At 57.8% G+C, this 16512-nt stretch carries 17 protein-coding genes and 1 tRNA gene; 7 read left to right on the plus strand and 11 right to left on the minus strand.

Annotated features, from left to right (window positions below; translation table 11 throughout):
• The first annotated feature begins 20 nt into the window (after nucleotides 1-20).
• Both ACR3FC_RS14955 and ACR3FC_RS14960 read left to right on the plus strand, forming a co-directional pair.
• Complete coding sequence (locus ACR3FC_RS14955) at nucleotides 21-608, plus strand: heme NO-binding domain-containing protein (RefSeq protein ID WP_480476128.1); 588 nt, start codon at nucleotides 21-23, stop codon at nucleotides 606-608.
• A complete protein-coding gene (locus ACR3FC_RS14960) occupies nucleotides 605-1597 on the plus strand; it encodes a diguanylate cyclase domain-containing protein (RefSeq protein ID WP_480476130.1) in 993 nt (330 codons plus the stop codon). Before ACR3FC_RS14955 ends, ACR3FC_RS14960 begins: the two co-directional genes overlap by 4 nt.
• Before the next feature lie 39 nt (nucleotides 1598-1636).
• On the opposite strand, the gene ACR3FC_RS14965 is transcribed toward ACR3FC_RS14960, so the two are convergent.
• The 8 genes from ACR3FC_RS14965 to ACR3FC_RS15000 form a co-directional block, all read right to left on the minus strand.
• Nucleotides 1637-2335, minus strand: a complete 699-nt coding sequence (locus ACR3FC_RS14965) for a CbiX/SirB N-terminal domain-containing protein (RefSeq protein WP_480476132.1) — start codon at nucleotides 2333-2335, stop codon at nucleotides 1637-1639.
• 61 nt (nucleotides 2336-2396) lie between these two features.
• On the minus strand, nucleotides 2397-3329 hold the full coding sequence (locus tag ACR3FC_RS14970; protein WP_480476134.1) for an AEC family transporter: 933 nt from the start codon (nucleotides 3327-3329) through the stop codon (nucleotides 2397-2399).
• A gap of 33 nt (nucleotides 3330-3362) precedes the next feature.
• The gene (locus tag ACR3FC_RS14975) at nucleotides 3363-4181 is read right to left on the minus strand and encodes an MBL fold metallo-hydrolase (RefSeq protein ID WP_480476136.1); all 819 of its coding nucleotides are present in this window, start codon (nucleotides 4179-4181) and stop codon (nucleotides 3363-3365) included.
• A complete protein-coding gene (locus ACR3FC_RS14980; protein WP_480476138.1) occupies nucleotides 4178-4984 on the minus strand; it encodes a TatD family hydrolase in 807 nt (268 codons plus the stop codon). The genes ACR3FC_RS14975 and ACR3FC_RS14980 overlap by 4 nt, the downstream gene beginning before the upstream one ends.
• The gene (locus ACR3FC_RS14985) at nucleotides 4981-6102 is read right to left on the minus strand and encodes a DNA polymerase III subunit delta' (protein ID WP_480476140.1); all 1122 of its coding nucleotides are present in this window, start codon (nucleotides 6100-6102) and stop codon (nucleotides 4981-4983) included. Before ACR3FC_RS14985 ends, ACR3FC_RS14980 begins: the two co-directional genes overlap by 4 nt.
• A gap of 3 nt (nucleotides 6103-6105) precedes the next feature.
• The gene (tmk, locus tag ACR3FC_RS14990; RefSeq protein ID WP_480476142.1) at nucleotides 6106-6732 is read right to left on the minus strand and encodes a dTMP kinase; all 627 of its coding nucleotides are present in this window, start codon (nucleotides 6730-6732) and stop codon (nucleotides 6106-6108) included.
• Entirely contained in the window at nucleotides 6729-7895 is a 1167-nt protein-coding gene (locus tag ACR3FC_RS14995) for a D-alanyl-D-alanine carboxypeptidase family protein (RefSeq protein WP_480476144.1), read from the minus strand. Before ACR3FC_RS14995 ends, tmk begins: the two co-directional genes overlap by 4 nt.
• Before the next feature lie 16 nt (nucleotides 7896-7911).
• The gene (locus ACR3FC_RS15000) at nucleotides 7912-9192 is read right to left on the minus strand and encodes an SPOR domain-containing protein (protein WP_480476146.1); all 1281 of its coding nucleotides are present in this window, start codon (nucleotides 9190-9192) and stop codon (nucleotides 7912-7914) included.
• Nucleotides 9193-9394: 202 nt separating this feature from the next.
• Here ACR3FC_RS15000 and ACR3FC_RS15005 point away from each other — a divergent pair.
• A tRNA-Ser gene (locus ACR3FC_RS15005) sits at nucleotides 9395-9484 on the plus strand.
• Nucleotides 9485-9859: 375 nt separating this feature from the next.
• On the opposite strand, the gene ACR3FC_RS15010 is transcribed toward ACR3FC_RS15005, so the two are convergent.
• The 3 genes from ACR3FC_RS15010 to ACR3FC_RS15020 are packed head-to-tail and all read right to left on the minus strand — an operon-like array spanning nucleotide 9860 to nucleotide 12179.
• On the minus strand, nucleotides 9860-11539 hold the full coding sequence (locus tag ACR3FC_RS15010) for a recombinase family protein (RefSeq protein WP_480476148.1): 1680 nt from the start codon (nucleotides 11537-11539) through the stop codon (nucleotides 9860-9862).
• Nucleotides 11536-11952: a DUF2924 domain-containing protein gene (locus tag ACR3FC_RS15015; RefSeq protein ID WP_093964944.1), complete on the minus strand. Its 417-nt coding sequence runs from the start codon at nucleotides 11950-11952 to the stop codon at nucleotides 11536-11538. The genes ACR3FC_RS15010 and ACR3FC_RS15015 overlap by 4 nt, the downstream gene beginning before the upstream one ends.
• Nucleotides 11949-12179 carry a DUF3489 domain-containing protein gene (locus ACR3FC_RS15020; protein WP_093964945.1) on the minus strand — a complete coding sequence of 77 codons (231 nt, stop codon included), beginning with the start codon at nucleotides 12177-12179 and terminating at the stop codon, nucleotides 11949-11951. The genes ACR3FC_RS15015 and ACR3FC_RS15020 overlap by 4 nt, the downstream gene beginning before the upstream one ends.
• A gap of 448 nt (nucleotides 12180-12627) precedes the next feature.
• Here ACR3FC_RS15020 and ACR3FC_RS15025 point away from each other — a divergent pair, with 448 nt between their 5' ends.
• The 4 genes from ACR3FC_RS15025 (at nucleotide 12628) to ACR3FC_RS15040 (ending at nucleotide 16505) form a co-directional block, all read left to right on the plus strand.
• Complete coding sequence (locus tag ACR3FC_RS15025) at nucleotides 12628-14022, plus strand: site-specific DNA-methyltransferase (protein ID WP_480476150.1); 1395 nt, start codon at nucleotides 12628-12630, stop codon at nucleotides 14020-14022.
• Nucleotides 14015-14446: a DUF5681 domain-containing protein gene (locus tag ACR3FC_RS15030; RefSeq protein WP_093964947.1), complete on the plus strand. Its 432-nt coding sequence runs from the start codon at nucleotides 14015-14017 to the stop codon at nucleotides 14444-14446. The genes ACR3FC_RS15025 and ACR3FC_RS15030 overlap by 8 nt, the downstream gene beginning before the upstream one ends.
• Nucleotides 14433-15911, plus strand: a complete 1479-nt coding sequence (gene terL / locus ACR3FC_RS15035; protein WP_170352647.1) for a phage terminase large subunit — start codon at nucleotides 14433-14435, stop codon at nucleotides 15909-15911. Before ACR3FC_RS15030 ends, terL begins: the two co-directional genes overlap by 14 nt.
• Nucleotides 15912-16241: 330 nt before the next feature.
• Nucleotides 16242-16505, plus strand: a complete 264-nt coding sequence (locus tag ACR3FC_RS15040; protein ID WP_480441994.1) for a DUF4242 domain-containing protein — start codon at nucleotides 16242-16244, stop codon at nucleotides 16503-16505.
• The last annotated feature ends 7 nt before the right edge of the window (nucleotides 16506-16512 follow it).

The raw sequence follows: 16512 nt of genomic DNA on the forward strand, positions 1-16512 counted from the left end.
ACACCAATCTGAGGCATCCGATGCATGGTCTGATCAATCGGGCGATACAGTCCTTTGTCGGCGCGACCTACGGGCAATCCTGCTGGGTTCGCGTGACCGAAGGTGCGCGGCTTGGGTTTGTCGAGTTTGAAGCCATGCTCATCTATGACGATGACATGACGACCCGGTTGCTCGAGGCCCTGAGTATTGACCTCAACCGACCACAGGCGGAAATCCTTGAAGATCTAGGAACATATCTGGTGTCCCATCCGAACATGGAAGGGCTGCGCCGACTGCTCAGGTTTGGGGGTGTCACCTATGTCGAGTTTCTTCATTCCCTAGATGATCTTGCGGATCGCGTGAGACTGGCTGTCTCTGATCTGACTTTGCCTGCGCTTGAGTTGAGAGAGCTTTCAGCCACGGAATACCAGTTGTGCTGCCTTCCGGACTTACCGGGATTTTCCAGTGTTATGGTCGGGGTCCTGCGCGCGATGGCCGATGATTATGGTGCGCTGGTGATGCTGTCGCATGAGGGTCGTCAGGAGTGTTGTGAAATTATTTCAATCATTTTGGTCGAAAGCGCCTTTGCCGAGGGGCGCCATTTTGATCTGGGGGCTCGGAACAGATGACACATGCTCAGGAACTGGCAGATCTTCTGGAAACGCTTTGCCCGATGTTCCTGTTGGTGGACCGAAGCGGATGCATTCAACAAGCGGGTCCGACACTGCAAAAGCTGCGGCCCGAATTGCCTTTGGTCGGGCTGGGGGTTCTGGACGTGTTCGAGCTGATCCGCCCCAGAACAGTCACCACCCTTCCCGCGTTGATGTCGATGGCCGGTGCCAAACTGCATCTGAGATTTCGCGATGAACCGCGTACGACCCTGAAAGGCCTGGTCGCGCCCTTGCCCGACTCGGGCGGCGCAGTCATCAATCTGTCATTCGGTATTTCGATTTTGGATGCGGTTCGGGATTACGCCCTGACAAGCGCTGATTTTTCCGGCACCGACCTGGCGATCGAGCTGTTGTATCTGGTCGAAGCCAAATCCGCCGCGATGGAAGCGTCTCGTTCACTTAATCTCAGGCTTCAGGGGGCAATGCTAGCCGCGGAAGAGCAGGCATATACCGATACATTGACAGGATTGAAGAACCGCCGCGCGATGGATCATTTGCTGGGGCATCTGATCCTGACAAATTCTACATTCGCCCTTATGCATCTGGATTTGGACTTCTTCAAATCCGTGAATGATCGGCTGGGCCATGCTGCCGGGGATTACGTCCTGCAACAGGCGGCCCGCATCATGCTTGAAGAGACGCGTGGAGACGATACGGTCGCGCGGGTCGGCGGGGATGAGTTTGTCATTATTTTCAAAGGTCTGACGCGGGAAGAAACCCTGGAGTCCATCGCCGGGCGCCTGATCGCGAGGTTGAATGAACCCATAATGTTTCAGGACCAACCGTGCTGTATCTCTGCAAGTATCGGAACGGCCTTGTCCACCCAGTTCAAGGTTCCCAAAGCCGCCGACATCCTTCACGCCGCCGACGTCGCCCTTTATCAGGCCAAGCGAGATGGCCGGTCCTGCCACCGCCTGTATTCCACTCTGATCAAAGCGCAAACCTGAGTTTTGCCTGTTTCCGGGGCAAAGAACTCAGGCGAATTTTTACGCGAGCTGAACGGCCTTCGTTACCTGCTTGGCAATCTGGTGCCGGATGGGTGGCAGTTCCCCAACCACAGGCAGCAGAACGCCTTTGAAGCCTGCTTGGCGCAATCCGGCGGGCACGTCGTCCACTGCGTGCCCCCCGGTGCAGGCAAAGAACGGAAGGCACAGCGCCTGAGCCCCCATGCCAGTCGCGGCTTCGGAAATGGATGGCGGTTCTTCAACAAACCCAACGCGGACAGATTTGAAAGCCAGCATTTCTTGAAGCTGCGATGCGAAATTCAGAGCCACGACCGACGGGTTTCGGCTACGCCCCGACCCATGGGCCGCAATGACCAGATCGGTCGACGCAGTTGCCCAATTCCTTTCGGACAACTCGGATTGCAGGGCGTGCGCGGTCAATTCCGGTAGCTCTGGATCAACACCCAATGGATCTAGTATGCGCGCTTTGTGATCCCCTAATCGCTTGGGTAGTGCGCTGGTGACAAACCATCCGTTTGCCATGAAAAGCGGATAGATGACCGTGTTTTCCGGCAGGCTGTTCAGCTTAGCCTCGAACGCGCCGGGCGCGGCCAGAGTTGCAGCATGCACCGTTACATGCTCGGTCAGGGCGCCGACCGTAGCCGCGAATGCAGCCAAAGCAGCCTCAGCCGGTTCTGGATCGGACGGCTGGCCATGTGCGACGATGATGGCATGTGGCATTTGGATCTCCTGACACGATATGCGTTACGTGCCTCTGTGCGAACTGAGGTCAACACTACTGTTAGCCCAGAACCGTTAGCCAAAGCCAGACAGTCAGGATGGATGTGGCTGTCCCAATGAGAACAGAAGAAGCTGCGACCCGCTTGGCGCGGCCATACATATTGGCAAAGATATAGGCGTTAAACCCGGGCGCCATGGCTGCGTTCAACACCCCCGAGCGGAAAAGGTCCTGCGGCAGCCCCGTGGACTTGCCGAATATCCACACTAGGCTGGGATGTAGCATCAGCGAGATTGCGCAAACAAAGGCGATAGTTCGCAGATCGCCTTCGGGTTTGTATTTGACCAGTACCCCGCCCAGTGCAAACAGGGCGCCGGGCAGGGCGGCCCGAGTGATAAGACCAAGGGCTTCGTCCACCACAGCCGGGATGGTCAAACCGGACAGATTGACCACGAACCCCAGTGCAATACCAAGGATCAGCGCGTTCTTGAACATTGCAGACAGAACAGAACGTGCCATGCGCGCGCCACCGTTTCCGCGATTGCGGACAACCTCCATCACCGTGATCCCAACGCCGTAACAAAACGGGGAATGGAAGGCGATAATCGCATAGTTGCCTGTCAGGTTCTCAGGACCATAAGCGCGTTCGGTAATCGGCAATCCAAGCAGAACCGAGTTTGAGAACAGGCAACAAAACCCGATTGCCACGCAGTCTTCCCATTCGCGGTTGAAAATGATGCGCGCACCAAAAAGACCCGTGGTGAAACACAAGGCAGCGGCGGAATAGAAGCTGGCCAAAAGCCGGGGATCGAAACTGGCGCTGAGGTCCAGATGCGCGATGGCCAGAAACAACAGGCATGGGATCGCGAACCCTTGCGTAAATCTCATCAGCCCGTCGACATGGTTTTCTTTGAAATAACCTGTTCGTGTTGCCGTGTAACCGGCACCGATCACAAGAAAGACAGGAAGAATGACGTCAATCAGGCTTTGCAGCATTTGGCCCCCATGCAGCTGCCAAGCTGCGATATCTTATGCAAAGGGAACAGGGGCCTGAAACGCGTGATGTATCACCATTCCGTCATAGGCGGGGGTGATATTGTCCGAAGTTTCTGCATCGACGGTCGCATAGTCCAGATCGATATGCATGTTGGTCAGTATCGCCTGTTTTGGTTGCAGCTTCCCAATCCACTCCAGCGTTTTTTCCAGATGTGCATGTGTGGGATGAGGGCTTCGGCGCAGGGCGTCGATGATAAGATATTCCAACCCTTCCATTTCAGGCCATGCGTCGTCGTAAATTTCGGCAACATCCGGCAAATAGGCGAGCTGCCCCATACGAAAGCCCAGAGAATCTATCGAGCCGTGGTTCACCTTGAACGGTCGAAACGGAATGGAACCGCCGGGTCCGTTGATTTCGAACGGCCCTTCGATGGACTTGAGGTCGAGGATCGGAGGATAGGGTGACCCTTCGGGTTGAATGAAGGCGTATCCAAACCGCCCCAGCAGGGCGTTCTGAGTATCACCATCAGCCCAGACCGGAACACGGGTTTTCATGTTGAACACGATCATGCGCAGGTCGTCGATTCCATGGACATGATCCGCGTGAGAATGTGTATAGACCACACCATCAAGCCGCCCGGTGCCCGTGTCCAGCAACTGGCTGCGCATGTCCGGGGTCGTATCAATCAACACGGAGGTTGTGCCGCCTGGACCGTCACGCTCGACAAGCAGGGAACAGCGTCGGCGAATGTTCCTGGGGTTTGCAGGGTCGCAATCACCCCAGTGACCACCCAACCGGGGTACGCCGCCTGACGATCCGCAGCCCAGAATGGTAAATCGCAATTCGGTCATGCAGCGGCCCTGTACGTTGCCGCCTTGCTGAACAGCCGGTCAAAGTTCGCCTGAGTTTGGGCGGCAAAAGCCGGATACTCCAACCCGAACAGCTCGGCCCCTTTTCGGGCTGTATGTGCGGTATAGGCCGGTTCGTTTCGCTTGCCACGATAAGGGGGCGGTGCCAGATAGGGCGCGTCGGTTTCCACCAGAATGCGATCCACTGGCGTGCTTGCGAAAATGTCGCGCAACTCCTGGCTTTTGGGAAAGGCCGCAATGCCGGACATGGACAGGTAAAACCCCAGATCCAGCGCGGCCTTGGCCAACTCGGCCGAGGACGAGAAACAGTGCATCACGCAGGAATAGGGCGCATTGCGATACTCTTCGGCCAGAATTTGGGCCATATTGTCGTCTGCGGCGCGGGCATGGATGATCAAAGGCAACCCTGTGCGCTGGGCTGCTTCGATATGAATGCGCAGGGATTGCTTCTGAAGCTCAGCGCTGTCGGCGGTATAGTGGTAATCCAGACCGGATTCGCCGATGCCCACAAATTTGGGATGTTGTGCCAACGCAAACAATTCATCGACCGAGACCATAGGCTCGTCAGCGGCGCTCATCGGATGGGTGCCTGCGGCGTAGAATACCGGTGCATGGGCTTCGGCAATTGCACGGACTGCGGGTTCATTGCGCAGCTTGGTGCAAATCGTCACCATCCGGGTCACGCCAGCCTCGGCCGCGCGCGAGATGATGTCGTCCAACTGACCGTCAAAATCCGGGAAGTCCAGGTGGCAGTGACTGTCGGTGATCTGGGGGGTGTCGCTCATCTGACCTGGCCGGCGGTTTCCTGTATCTTGAACACCGTATCTAGGACCAGAGCGGCAGGGTCAAGGTTCACCGCCTGACCATGTCGCGTGCGGGCTCTGATTGTCGCTGCGACTTCGGCCCAGCGACGGGCCTGATCCGAAGAATCTGACAGTCTGGCCAGCGTTTCAGCTTCGTTTGGGGCGGCCTCAGAGGTCGGCGGTGCTCCGGTTGCCCCGGTCAGGGCCAGCCGAGACAAGGCGATATCGATCAGTGTCAGCAGCAGATCAAAGCGCTCGGCCGCGCCGCGTTGTGCCGCAGCCTCGGCCAGGGCCAGCGCGCGCTGCCGGTTCAGGCGGGGCAGGGTGCCCAGAATGGCAATCAGTTCGGCATAGATTTCAAGCCCGCCCAGATTGATCAGGCGAACGGCCTCCCCGACCGAGCCAGCAGCCAATGCGGCGAGATATTCGGGATGCGTCGGTAAGGTCGTCCCGGTTTGCGACAGCGCGTCCTGCATATCCCCGGCACTCAGGGGCCCAAGACGCAAGGTCCGGCACCGAGAGCGGATGGTCGGCAACAAGCGCGAGGGTTGGTGCGATACCAGCAAAAGAGTTGTACGCGCCGGAGGCTCCTCCAGCATCTTCAGCAGTGCATTGGCGGCGCTGACATTCATCTCATCCGCCGAATCCACGATTACGACCCGGCGCCCGCCATCGGCAGAGGACAGGCCAAAGAACTTTCCCAGCTTTCGGATGTCGTCCACAACGATTTCGTTGCGCAGCCGCCCCTGATCATTCAGTGACCTGGCTATCGCGGCCAATCCCGGCTCGGCCCCGGCCAGTATGCGACGTGACACCGGGTGGTCGCGATCAATGTCGAGCGTCTCTGGCGGTGGCGGCGCGCCAAACAGCCCACCGTCGTTTGCCAAAGGTGTTGCCAGCAAGAACCGCGCAATCCGCCAGGCCAACGTTGCCTTGCCGACGCCACGCGGCCCGGTCAGCAACCAGCCGTGGTGCAGCCGGTCCGAGTTGTAGGCGGTCAGAAACGCCTGTTCCGCCGCATCCTGACCAAAAAGCCGGACGGTCTCGCGGGGATGTGGCGCACCGGGCACCTGATCCGGAGAGGGGATTTCGTCATTCATCGTCTATCGCAATGCAGCCTGGACGATTTCTGTCACATCCTGTGCAACGCTGTCCATGTCCCGGTTGCCGTCCACAACGCGGAAACGGTCGGAAAACTCACGGGCCAGCGCCAGAAAGCCCGCCCGCATTTTCTTTTGCAGGTCCGGGCCGAAATCTTCGAACCGTTCTTCCGCGCCTTGCCGCCCTTTGGCGCGGGACAGGCCGGTATCGGGGTCCATGTCGATCAGCAGCGTCAAGTCAGGCTCGCGCTTGATCATCAGGCTGTGCAGCTGATCAACAAGGCCGCGCAGATCTCCCCGCGATAGGCCCTGATACATGCGTGTGCTGTCGGCAAAACGGTCGCAGATCACGACTTGCCCTGCGGCCAGCGCGGGTTCGATCGTACGTTCCAGATGGTCGCGGCGGGCGGCCGTGAAAAGCAGAATTTCCGTTTCTGCCGACCAGCGGTCGGGATCACCTTCCAACACCAGACTACGAATTTCTTCCGCGCCAGGCGAGCCGCCCGGTTCACGCGTCAAAACGACCTCATGACCCTGCGCGCGCAGTTGATCTGCCAGCATCCGCGCCTGAGTTGACTTGCCTGATCCGTCAATGCCTTCGAAAGTCAGAAATAACCCGGCCCTGGTCACATCGACTCCAGCGGATTATTGATCACGTCTTTCAGAACAATGCCACCAACGGTCAGCATACGAACGACAAATCCACCAATTGCAACGTCTTCCGCTGCCACCAGCGGACGTCTTATTTCCGGCAATCCTTCAGGCTTGATGACAAGCTCGGCCAGTTGCTGGCCTTTTTTGACCGGCGCATTGATGGGACCCTGATAGACAACTTCGGCCTTGACGTTCTGTGTGCCCAGAACTGGAAACAGAACCGTCAGATCGCCGTCAGGTACAAGACCTACGGTCTTTTTCTCGCCCATCCACAGCTTGGCTTCAGCTATCGGCGTTTCCGCGTTGGCAACTGTCCTCTCGACAAAATTTCGAAACGACCAGTTAACCACGGCCTCAGCCTCCTCTGCCCGTTGGCCGGTGCTGTCCAGCCCGCTGAGGACGAAGATGACACGGCGGTCGCCCTGTTTGGCGGAGCCGACGAGGCCGTATCCGGCCTCCTGCGTGTGGCCGGTTTTAAGGCCATCCGCGCCGATGCTCAGTTTCAGCAACGGATTGCGGTTACGGGCATTCGATGGCGCACGGCCATCGAATTCGAATTCCTCTTCTGAAAACAGGGGGTAATATTCGGGGAAGTCGGTAATCAGCCTGTCGGCCAGAACCGCCAGATCGTGAACCGACATCATATGTCCGGCGGCAGGCCAACCGTTCGAGTTCGCGAAATTCGAGTTGTTCATACCGATCTGCTTGGCGCGTTGGGTCATGTATCGGGAAAACCCGGCCTCTGTCCCGTCGGGGCTCAGCGCCTCGGCGAGCACCACGCAAGCGTCATTGCCTGACAGAACGATGATGCCGCGCAGCAGGTCCTCGACCCGAACCCGGTCCTGCGTGTTCAGAAACATGGTCGAGCCGCCATAGCTCATCGCGTGTTCAGACACGGGCAGGGTTTCGTCCAGCGTCAGTCTTCCGTCACGCAGCGCTTCGAAAGCAACATACAGCGTCATGAGCTTGGACATGGATGCAGGCGGCAAGGGTTGATCAGCGTCTTTTGCTAAAAGCACCGTACCGGTGGTCTGATCGATCACATATGCCGCGCGGGCGGATGTATCAAAAGCCTGAGCCGGGATTGCCAGCACGGCAAGCCCAAAGGCCAGAACAGAAACTCGCAATGAGGATAGCATGTTATGCCTCCCTGTATCAGTCGGACACGGTGAACGCATCTTTGAAACCAAGATCCTTTACATCTTTTTGAATGGCTTTGCGTTCGGCCCGGGTTGTGGCAGGGCCAACCAGGACCCGCCATACTGTTTTGTTTTCGGTTTTCAGTTCCCGCACAACAGTCGACATGCCATTCCGGCGCACTTTCTCAGCAGCGGCATTGGCATTTGCTTCGACGCTGAATGTCCCGATCTGCACGAATGGTTTGCTCAGCGGAGACGCAGCGCCTGTTGCTGCTGCCGCGGCCGGAATCGCTTCGGTCGCGTCAATCGCGGCTGCCGCGCCTTCGATGGGGTCCAGCGGCGTTTCGGTGATTTCAGTGGGATCTTTCTTTTGCCACCACTTCCGTTTCGCGGGTTTTTCAGCGGGGGCTTCGACAGGCGCATCCGACAACGCCGGTGCAGCTGCGGCTACCGCTACATCCGCGGCCACATCAACACTGTCCGTCGCGACATCCGCCGCAGCCACGGTGGCTCCCGCAGCCGCCGCTGCTGGCTCTTGTTTCTGCCACCACTTCCGCTTGGCGGGTTTTTCTTCAGCGGGCTCTGTCGGATCCTCAGTGGCTGATGCCGCGTCGGTGGTCGTATCCGTACCTTCGGTCGCTTCGTTGGCAGAACTTGCCGCTTCCGCCGCAACCACTGCTATACCGGCTGCTGCCGCTGGCGCCTTCTTTTGCCACCATTTCGGCTTGGCAGGTTTTTCGCTATCTGCCGCGGATGGATCGTCGGTGGCTGCGGCGTCCGACACCGCAGCCGTATCCGCCGCTTCGTCTTCCGGTTTGGGCGCGTCCTCTGGTGGTGATTCCTTTGCAACTTCACGGCGCAGAGCGACAACACTGACCTTTGTCGGCGCGCCCGCCAGCATTCCGAGCTGTTCCGCAGCCGCAGATGACACCTGAAGTGCCGGGCCGGGCAGGTTGCGTTCACGTCGGAACAGGGCCCCTGTTACGGACTTGTTGTTTGCGGTGTTCGTAATCACGACACGCTCGGGCTGTGAAACATCCGGGTAGGCAACCCAGATCCCACCCAGCGAGGGTCTGCCATCCCAAAGCCCCGCTTCGGTGACCTGAAAAACATCAGGGGCTTCGACGTCACGCTGCGAACCCGAGGCCGCCTCGGGAAGGAGTTCGGTTTTGTTTGAGTTTTCTTCAGGTTTTTCAGCCTCTTGAAGAATGTCCTCACACCCGCTCAGAACTGTCAAAGTCAACGCCAGATACGCCAACCGTTTTGGTCCCGGGCGTGTCATGATCGCTCGCTTCATCTGCTTATCCCTTGCCTGAAGGGGTCTCGTTCTCGGAACCCCGCTGCCGGTCTGCTGGTTCTGCTTGCCAGCCTGTTTCGGTCTATTTCGGGGATCATAACGCGGCTGAAGAGTCATGGAAAGACCGCTGCGCGGGCTTCGGCAAGAAATCCCGATTTCGACTTGCCTCTGGCAGAACTTGCGCTTAGACCCTGCCTTCGACGGGGAGGTGGCAGAGTGGTCGAATGCGGCGGTCTTGAAAACCGTTGGGCGTGAGAGCGTCCCCAGGGTTCGAATCCCTGTCTCCCCGCCACTCATACCTGTCTCACTTCAGTTGTATTTTCTGATCCGGAATTGTTACGCAATTCCCGCGCGTTGGCGCATGCGCTTTCAATCAGAGACGAAGCAAACCGTACATTCAGAGGACAATTCAGGCGCGAGTCTCAGTGTCGCATTTTAGCGGGGTCGCTTTGGGCTGGATTTCCCTGATAACCTGCAATTTACAGGGAATATTCGCAAACCGGGACTGACTTCCGTCATTTCTTCTATCAGAACTGTATGTTTCTCAGAGGTTTATGTTGCAAATTCCCTAAAAGGTGGAACAGGGAATTTCCTCGTGCGAACAGGGAATTGTTCCGCCGGATCAGGGAGGGCGAAGTCTGTATCAGGGACGCAGGAGCTGGAGATGTCAGAAGCCGAACAGGCGTTCCTGTTCGGACCATTCAAGTGGGTGGGTCACGCTGACCAGACGCTTGAGTGTGAGTTCGGGCGGCTGGCTCCCGTCGAGAATCGCCGTTTGAATCTTTGGTGAGAGAAAGGCGAGCTGAGCACGGGTGCGGATGAAGGCGTCAGGGACGCTTTCGCGGCGGGCAATCTCCATCAGTTGAACTCCGGCCTTCAGATCACGGGCCCAGCCATGGGCGCGGATCAGCATGGACCGGAGGTGGGGATCAGGTTGGGGTGCCATGTCTCCGGCGATGACCTTGGCCTCGACGCCGCGGCGGCACAGATCGAAAGATGCGGTGACGTGGGTGAGATCCGGGTGCAGATGATCGGCCGCGATGCCAAGTGCGCTTGCCAGAGTTTTGGGGTTAAATTCGAGGTCGATCTGTCCTCGTGCAAGTTTGCCTTTGGCCAGAAGAGCAGCGCCGATCTGACAGCCATGGCCTAGAAGCCGGGTTACTAAATCCGCAACTGAAGTCTGAACTGCCTCGGCTGACCCGGCCTCCGGCTGCGCCAGTACTTGGTGCGCCGCGGCGGCGTCTTGCAAATGTCTGACGATGACATCAATGACCGCGTTTTCCAGCGCTGGGCCGGGCAGTCGCCAGCCAGAGATATCCTTGCCGCCTGAGATCAGTCGATTGGAGATATAGTAGCGCAACCGTCGGCCGTTGCGCGTGGTGTGGGTCGGCGTCAACCGATCACCAGTTTCGTCATACAGCAGACCGGTGAGCCAGGCCCCGGGGTCAGTGGAGTGTTGGCGCGCATCGGAGTCGCCGCGTGCCCGCGAGCGGTTGGAGGCCTGTCGCATTTTTTCCTGCACCCGGTCCCAGATGTCCTGATCGATGATCGCCGGATGTTGTCCGTCCCAGATCTTATCCTTGTGGCGGATTTTTCCGAGATAGACCGGATTGCGCAGCAGGTAATAGATTTGACCCCGTGACAGCGGACAATCCCCCTTCACACTGCCATCTGTCCGAACAACCCGTTTTGACCGCAGGTCTTCTGCCGTTGCCCGTTCTTCTACTTTGCGCAGGCAACCAAGCTCGTCATAAAGCCCAAAGAGATGCCGGACCGTTCTGGCCTCCTCTTCATTCACCACCAGCGTTCTTGCCTTCGGATCGGGGTGGCGATCATAGCCCAGAGGCAGGTTGCCACCCATCCAAAGCCCCTTCTTCTTCGACGCTGCAATCTTGTCGCGAATACGTTCGGCGGTGACTTCCCGTTCAAACTGAGCAAAGGACAACAGCACATTCAGCGTTAACCGGCCCATGGAAGATGAGGTATTGAAGGCCTGCGTGACGGACACAAAAGAACAGTTTGCCTGTTCCAGCCGGTCGACCAGCTTAGAGAAGTCGGCAAGCGACCGGGTCAGCCGGTCAATCTTGTAGACCACCACCATGTCAATACGCCCGGCATCGATCTCTTCAAGAAGGCGCTGAAGGGCGGGTCGCTCTAGGGTGCCGCCCGACAGGCCACCGTCATCGTAGCGCCCGGACAACAGGGTCCAGCCTTCATGTCGCTGGCTTGCGACATAGGCCGCGCAGGCCTCATATTGCGCATCCAGCGAATTGAAGTCCTGATCCAGACCATCTTCTGAGGACTTGCGCGTGTAGATGGCGCATCGGATTTTACGGCGCGGGCTCATTTGGCCGCCTTGCCGGTGAGCCCAAAGAAACGCGGCCCTGACCAATGCGCGCCGGTAATCTCTCGGGCGATGGCCGAGAGTGAGCGATAGGACCGACCGTTCCAAGTGAAGCCGTCTTCTGTAACGTCGACTACATGGGTCACACTATTCCACTCGCGTAGCAGGCGCCCGCCGGGTTTTAGGGCAGGGCATGTAGGCCGGGGTTTCTTCCCAGAGCCCTTTTCCAGCGTGGCTTTGACCTGGCGGGGTAGCCTGCCATGACGGCGGGACTGCATCTCAAAGGCGATAAAGCGGCGCAGAAAGGGTTGGCTGAGCATGGCGGGGGCGGGTTGATCAAACAGTTGCTGCCAAAGCGTGACCAGATCCGATCGACCCATGGCGGCGAGATCGGCGACATCGCTCGTCTTGGTCATGACGCTTCTCCAGTTCCCGCCGCCAGATGATATGTGGATGGTCCATTTGGTTTGTCGGATGTCCGCCGTTCAATTGTGACGCCTTTTTTCCGCAGACCGCTTAGAGCTGCTCGGACCGAATGAGGCTGCCATCCCGTTGCTTTGCAGAGCGCCTCAAGGCTGGCGCCGCTCGGGCGGCGCAACAAGTGTTGCACTTTGTCAATTTTGGTTTGCTTCCGCTTGGACATGTATTGTCTCCTCTGATTTGGGGCTGGCTAGATGCCGAACCCCGGTACCGAGGAGCGCCCGAATGGCTCGGGCGTGGGTTCAGTGATGCGTGGTTGACGGCAACAGTCCAGCTCTTTCTGAAGCGATTACTTGAGGCGTGTGTTTTGAAGGGCGTTGCTGGCGTACCCCCGATTATTCGTCAACAATCTTAATTGGTTACTTTTAGTTTGGGGGGTTGCGTCTCGTATTGATGGCACCTACATTCGACCTAATCGCCCGGACTATCAGGGCGGGAAACTGCTCCCGCAGGCAGCACTCATTGGAAACACAGGTTTCCGCAGAGAGCATTCAAAGGAGCAACGTCTCGGATCGATTGGTCCGGGGAGTTGCGATTTGTGCTCTCTCCGATTTTCCAGCGCGATCCCTCCATCTCGACGTCCGCGCGGCGTCACGCAAAAGGAGGCGGTTATGCCTGCCAAAAACACACACAGCGACGTTCGGGCGTCCAATACGCCTATCTGGATGGCCGAAAAAGTTATCCAATCCCAGATCAGCCAGATCAAGCCCTACGCCAACAACAACCGCGTGCACGCGGCCAAGAATGTCGACAAACTGAAAGCATCGGTGGCCCAGTTTGGCTTTGTCACTCCGATCCTGTTGGATGGTTCGGGCACAATCATCGCGGGTCATGGCCGCTATGAGGCCGCTAAGGCCCTGGGGTTGAATTCCGTACCGACTGTTGTCGCGGATCATTTGTCAGAAGCGGAAGTGCGCGCTCTGCGCATTGCGGACAATAAGCTGGCGGAATTGTCGGACTGGAATGAAGCGGCGTTGCAGATCGAATTTGCCGAGCTGATGGACCTCAGCCTTGATGGCGAGTTGAACTTTGATCTGGACATCACAGGGTTCGAAACACCGGAGATCGACATCATTATCGACAGCGTCGGTGAGGTGACGGTATCTGTAGCGGAAACTGTTGAGACGCCGGACCCTGCGGCACCCGTAGTCACGGAGCCGGGCGACCTCTGGGTTCTCGGAGATCATCGCATTTTCTGCGGGGACGCCCTTCAAGCCCAGAGCTACGACACCTTGCTGGAAGGCGAGACCCCGCAGATAGTCTTCACCGATCCGCCTTACAACGTGCCTGTCAATGGGCATGTGCGGTCCGGCAATAGCGCCGAACACCGCGAGTTTGCCATGGCGTCGGGAGAAATGACGGATAGCGAGTTCCGCGGCTTTCTTTCAGGCGCGATCACGCAGTTGTTTGACTGCCTGCCGAACGGAGGCATCGCGATGATCTGCATGGACTGGCGTCATATCGAAGAACTGATTACGGCGGGCAAAGCAGCTGGATTGGACCTCATCAATCTCTGCGTCTGGAACAAGACGAACGGAGGCATGGGCAGCCTTTGTCGCTCAAAGCATGAGCTGATTTGCATTTTCAAGAAGCCTGGTGCGCCGCACATCAACAACGTCGAGCTGGGCAAACACGGGCGCAACCGGACCAACGTCTGGGATTACGCCGGTGTGAACAGCTTTGGGGCAGGGCGCGAGGCGGATCTCGCGGATCATCCCACGGTGAAGCCGACAGCTCTGGTTGCAGATGCCATCATGGATGTGAGCCACCGCGGCGATGTCGTGCTGGACGCCTTTGGCGGGTCCGGCGCGACTCTGCTGGCAGCTGAGAAAACCGGGCGCCAAGCGCGGCTTATTGAGCTCGACCCGGCTTATGTCGATGTGGCCATCCGCCGTTGGCAGGAGATGACCGGTGATAGCGCCGTGCACGCGGTAACAGGCCAGACGTTCGATGCGCGTTTTGCGGCCAACGATACCACTTCAGAACAGGAGGTGGGTCATGTCTGACGATACGAAAGAGTATGAGGTCGGCTACGGCAAACCGCCCAAAGCGACCCAATTCAAAAAAGGCCGATCCGGCAATCCGAAAGGGCGGCCGAAAGGTGCCAAGGGGGTGAATGCCAGCTTGAAACGTGAATTGGAAACCAAGATTACGGTTCGCGAAGGCAGCCACGAAATCCGGATTTCCAAGGCTGAGGCAATTGCCAAGCGGTTCACGGCAGGCGCGTTGAAGGGCGACACGAAATTGTTGATGGCGCTGCTTAAGCTGGACACAGATCTGTTCAACGCAAGTGAATTGGACGCGCAAGAAAGCGTCCGTACGGTTGAGCCCGACGCTGTCGACTACGACATCCTCCGGGATTTCTTTTCCAGCCAACTGGACGGTGACGGTGATCTGGAAAACGAGGAGGCGGAAGATGACGACTCCTGATCCAAAAATCGTCGTGCAAGCCGCTCGCGAGGTTTGCCGGGACAATTTCTTTCCCTTCGTTTGGCGTGTGTTTGGCACGCTGCACCAGGGAACTGACCGCAGCTTTGATCCGGCCTGGCATGTGCGGGCCATGTGCCATGAGTTGGACAATGTCCGTCGAGGCGAAAACAAGCGACTGATCATCAACATCCCGCCACGTTGCCTGAAATCGGTCACCGTGGCCGTTGCATATGTCGCTTATCTTCTCGGTCATAACCCCAGCGCCAAGATCATCGTTGCCAGCTATGGGTTGGATCTGGCGCGCAAACATTCCGAAGATTGTCGTCGGATCATGTCTGCGCGCTGGTACCGGGAAATGTTCCCTGAAACGGTCTTGGCTAAAAAGGGCAACACCTCAGAAGAAATCCGCACCACAAAGGGAGGCAGCCGTAAGGCTGTCTCCATTGGAAGTTCTGTCACCGGTCATGGCGCCGATTACATCATCATCGATGACCTGCTGAAAGCCGGAGATGCCGGCTCCGAAGCCGAGCTGGTCAAGGCGCAGGAGTTCATTGAGGGGACCTTGTTGTCGCGCTTCGACAATCCGGCCGAAGGGCGTGTGGTTATGGTTGCGCAACGGTTGCACGAGATGGATCCGCCGGGTTATCTGCTCGAACGCGGGACCTACCGGCATCTGAATCTGCCTGCCATCGCAGAAGGCCATGAGGTGGTTCCTCTTGGGCGTGGAAGGGTCATGCGCCGCAAACCGGGTGATCTCCTGTGCCCGTCCCGTTTGGATCAGCAAACGCTGGATACCAAGCGTCGCGAAATGGGCGCGGCCGTGTTCAATTGCCAGTATCAGCAGAACCCCATTGCTCCCGACGGGTCGCCCTTGCGCTGGGAGTGGTTTGGCACCTACGAGACCATCGAAGATCGCCGCTGGTTCCAACTGGTGGTTCAGAGCTGGGATACGGGCATGTCGGCAGACCCCCGGTCTGATTTCTCTGTCTGTACAACCTGGGGGTTCCGCGAAAATGCGTGGCATCTTATCGACGTCTGGCGCGGGCAGGTAGACTACCCAGACCTGAAAGCCAAGGCACTGCAACTTGTCGGCCGTTGGGATCCCGATCGTGTCCTGATCGAAGATGCGGCCTCCGGCAAACCTCTTTTGGACGAATTGTTTCGTGATGACCGTCGGCGCTACGAACGCATTAAACCCGACAAGGACAAGGAAACCCGGTTCCAGTCCGCTTGCGGTCCTGTCGAAGAGGGCAAGGTTTATCTGCCTGCAGATGCACCCTGGCTGCCGGTATTCAAACGGGAGCTTCAGTCCTTTCCACGCGGACGCAACGACGATCAGGTCGACAGCTTTGCCCACTTTCTGAACTGGTCCAAGGGACCGGGCTTCTACCGGGCATTGGGCCGCGACCACCGGATCAACATCGAACGTCGGGAGCGTAATCGAGAGAGGGTCAGGCGACGGTAGGATCTCGGAGTTGAGCTTGAAAACTCGTTGAATAGTACTGGGAGGGCCGATGTCGGACCAATCCTGAGAGCGGCCCCAATGACCGCTCGCAACCACAAACCGGTCTAATCGCTAATGCCGTCGGATGACGGCTTTGAGCCCAAAGCGGTCCCAAGAGGTGTGGGTTTTCTAGACTATTGCAGTAGAGCTAATCCAAACCAATCCACATAATCCGAGAGCTTATGATCATGCAAACAAATGCTACTGTGGCCCGCGGACTCGAAGCTTTATCGGCACCTTTATTCTTGCTAGCATTTCTTTTCAGATGAGCTATTTGGGAGGAGACTAAAGATGTCTGTTTTTATGGTCGAACGCGATTTGTCTGGCATCACGATGGACGAGCTGGCTGCCGCGCAACAACGGGCCATCGAATTCTCTGATGGCTTCAACCAGGATGGCCGATCTGTGCGCTATATCCGGACGACCTTTGTTCCGGGAGAAGACCGCTCGATGTGCCTGTTTGAAGCCGAAAATGCGGATGACGTGGAAGAAGTAAACAAAGCAGCACAAATTCCCTATGTACGGGTTGTAGAGGCGCTTGACTTAACGCCATAGGTTGAAC

The organism is Ruegeria sp. AF3 (genome assembly GCF_056536285.1).

Excerpts from the sequence above, each read along its gene's own strand:
- ACR3FC_RS14955 (WP_480476128.1), top strand. The coding sequence starts at position 21 with ATGCATGGTCTGATCAATCGGGCGATACAGTCCTTTGTCGGCGCGACC.
- ACR3FC_RS14960 (WP_480476130.1), top strand. The coding sequence starts at position 605 with ATGACACATGCTCAGGAACTGGCAGATCTTCTGGAAACGCTTTGCCCG.
- ACR3FC_RS14965 (WP_480476132.1), bottom strand. The coding sequence starts at position 2,335 with ATGCCACATGCCATCATCGTCGCACATGGCCAGCCGTCCGATCCAGAA.
- ACR3FC_RS14970 (WP_480476134.1), bottom strand. The coding sequence starts at position 3,329 with ATGCTGCAAAGCCTGATTGACGTCATTCTTCCTGTCTTTCTTGTGATC.
- ACR3FC_RS14975 (WP_480476136.1), bottom strand. The coding sequence starts at position 4,181 with ATGACCGAATTGCGATTTACCATTCTGGGCTGCGGATCGTCAGGCGGC.
- ACR3FC_RS14980 (WP_480476138.1), bottom strand. The coding sequence starts at position 4,984 with ATGAGCGACACCCCCCAGATCACCGACAGTCACTGCCACCTGGACTTC.
- ACR3FC_RS14985 (WP_480476140.1), bottom strand. The coding sequence starts at position 6,102 with ATGAATGACGAAATCCCCTCTCCGGATCAGGTGCCCGGTGCGCCACAT.
- ACR3FC_RS14995 (WP_480476144.1), bottom strand. The coding sequence starts at position 7,895 with ATGCTATCCTCATTGCGAGTTTCTGTTCTGGCCTTTGGGCTTGCCGTG.
- ACR3FC_RS15000 (WP_480476146.1), bottom strand. The coding sequence starts at position 9,192 with ATGAAGCGAGCGATCATGACACGCCCGGGACCAAAACGGTTGGCGTAT.
- ACR3FC_RS15010 (WP_480476148.1), bottom strand. The coding sequence starts at position 11,539 with ATGAGCCCGCGCCGTAAAATCCGATGCGCCATCTACACGCGCAAGTCC.
- ACR3FC_RS15015 (WP_093964944.1), bottom strand. The coding sequence starts at position 11,952 with ATGACCAAGACGAGCGATGTCGCCGATCTCGCCGCCATGGGTCGATCG.
- ACR3FC_RS15020 (WP_093964945.1), bottom strand. The coding sequence starts at position 12,179 with ATGTCCAAGCGGAAGCAAACCAAAATTGACAAAGTGCAACACTTGTTG.
- ACR3FC_RS15025 (WP_480476150.1), top strand. The coding sequence starts at position 12,628 with ATGCCTGCCAAAAACACACACAGCGACGTTCGGGCGTCCAATACGCCT.
- ACR3FC_RS15030 (WP_093964947.1), top strand. The coding sequence starts at position 14,015 with ATGTCTGACGATACGAAAGAGTATGAGGTCGGCTACGGCAAACCGCCC.
- terL (WP_170352647.1), top strand. The coding sequence starts at position 14,433 with ATGACGACTCCTGATCCAAAAATCGTCGTGCAAGCCGCTCGCGAGGTT.
- ACR3FC_RS15040 (WP_480441994.1), top strand. The coding sequence starts at position 16,242 with ATGTCTGTTTTTATGGTCGAACGCGATTTGTCTGGCATCACGATGGAC.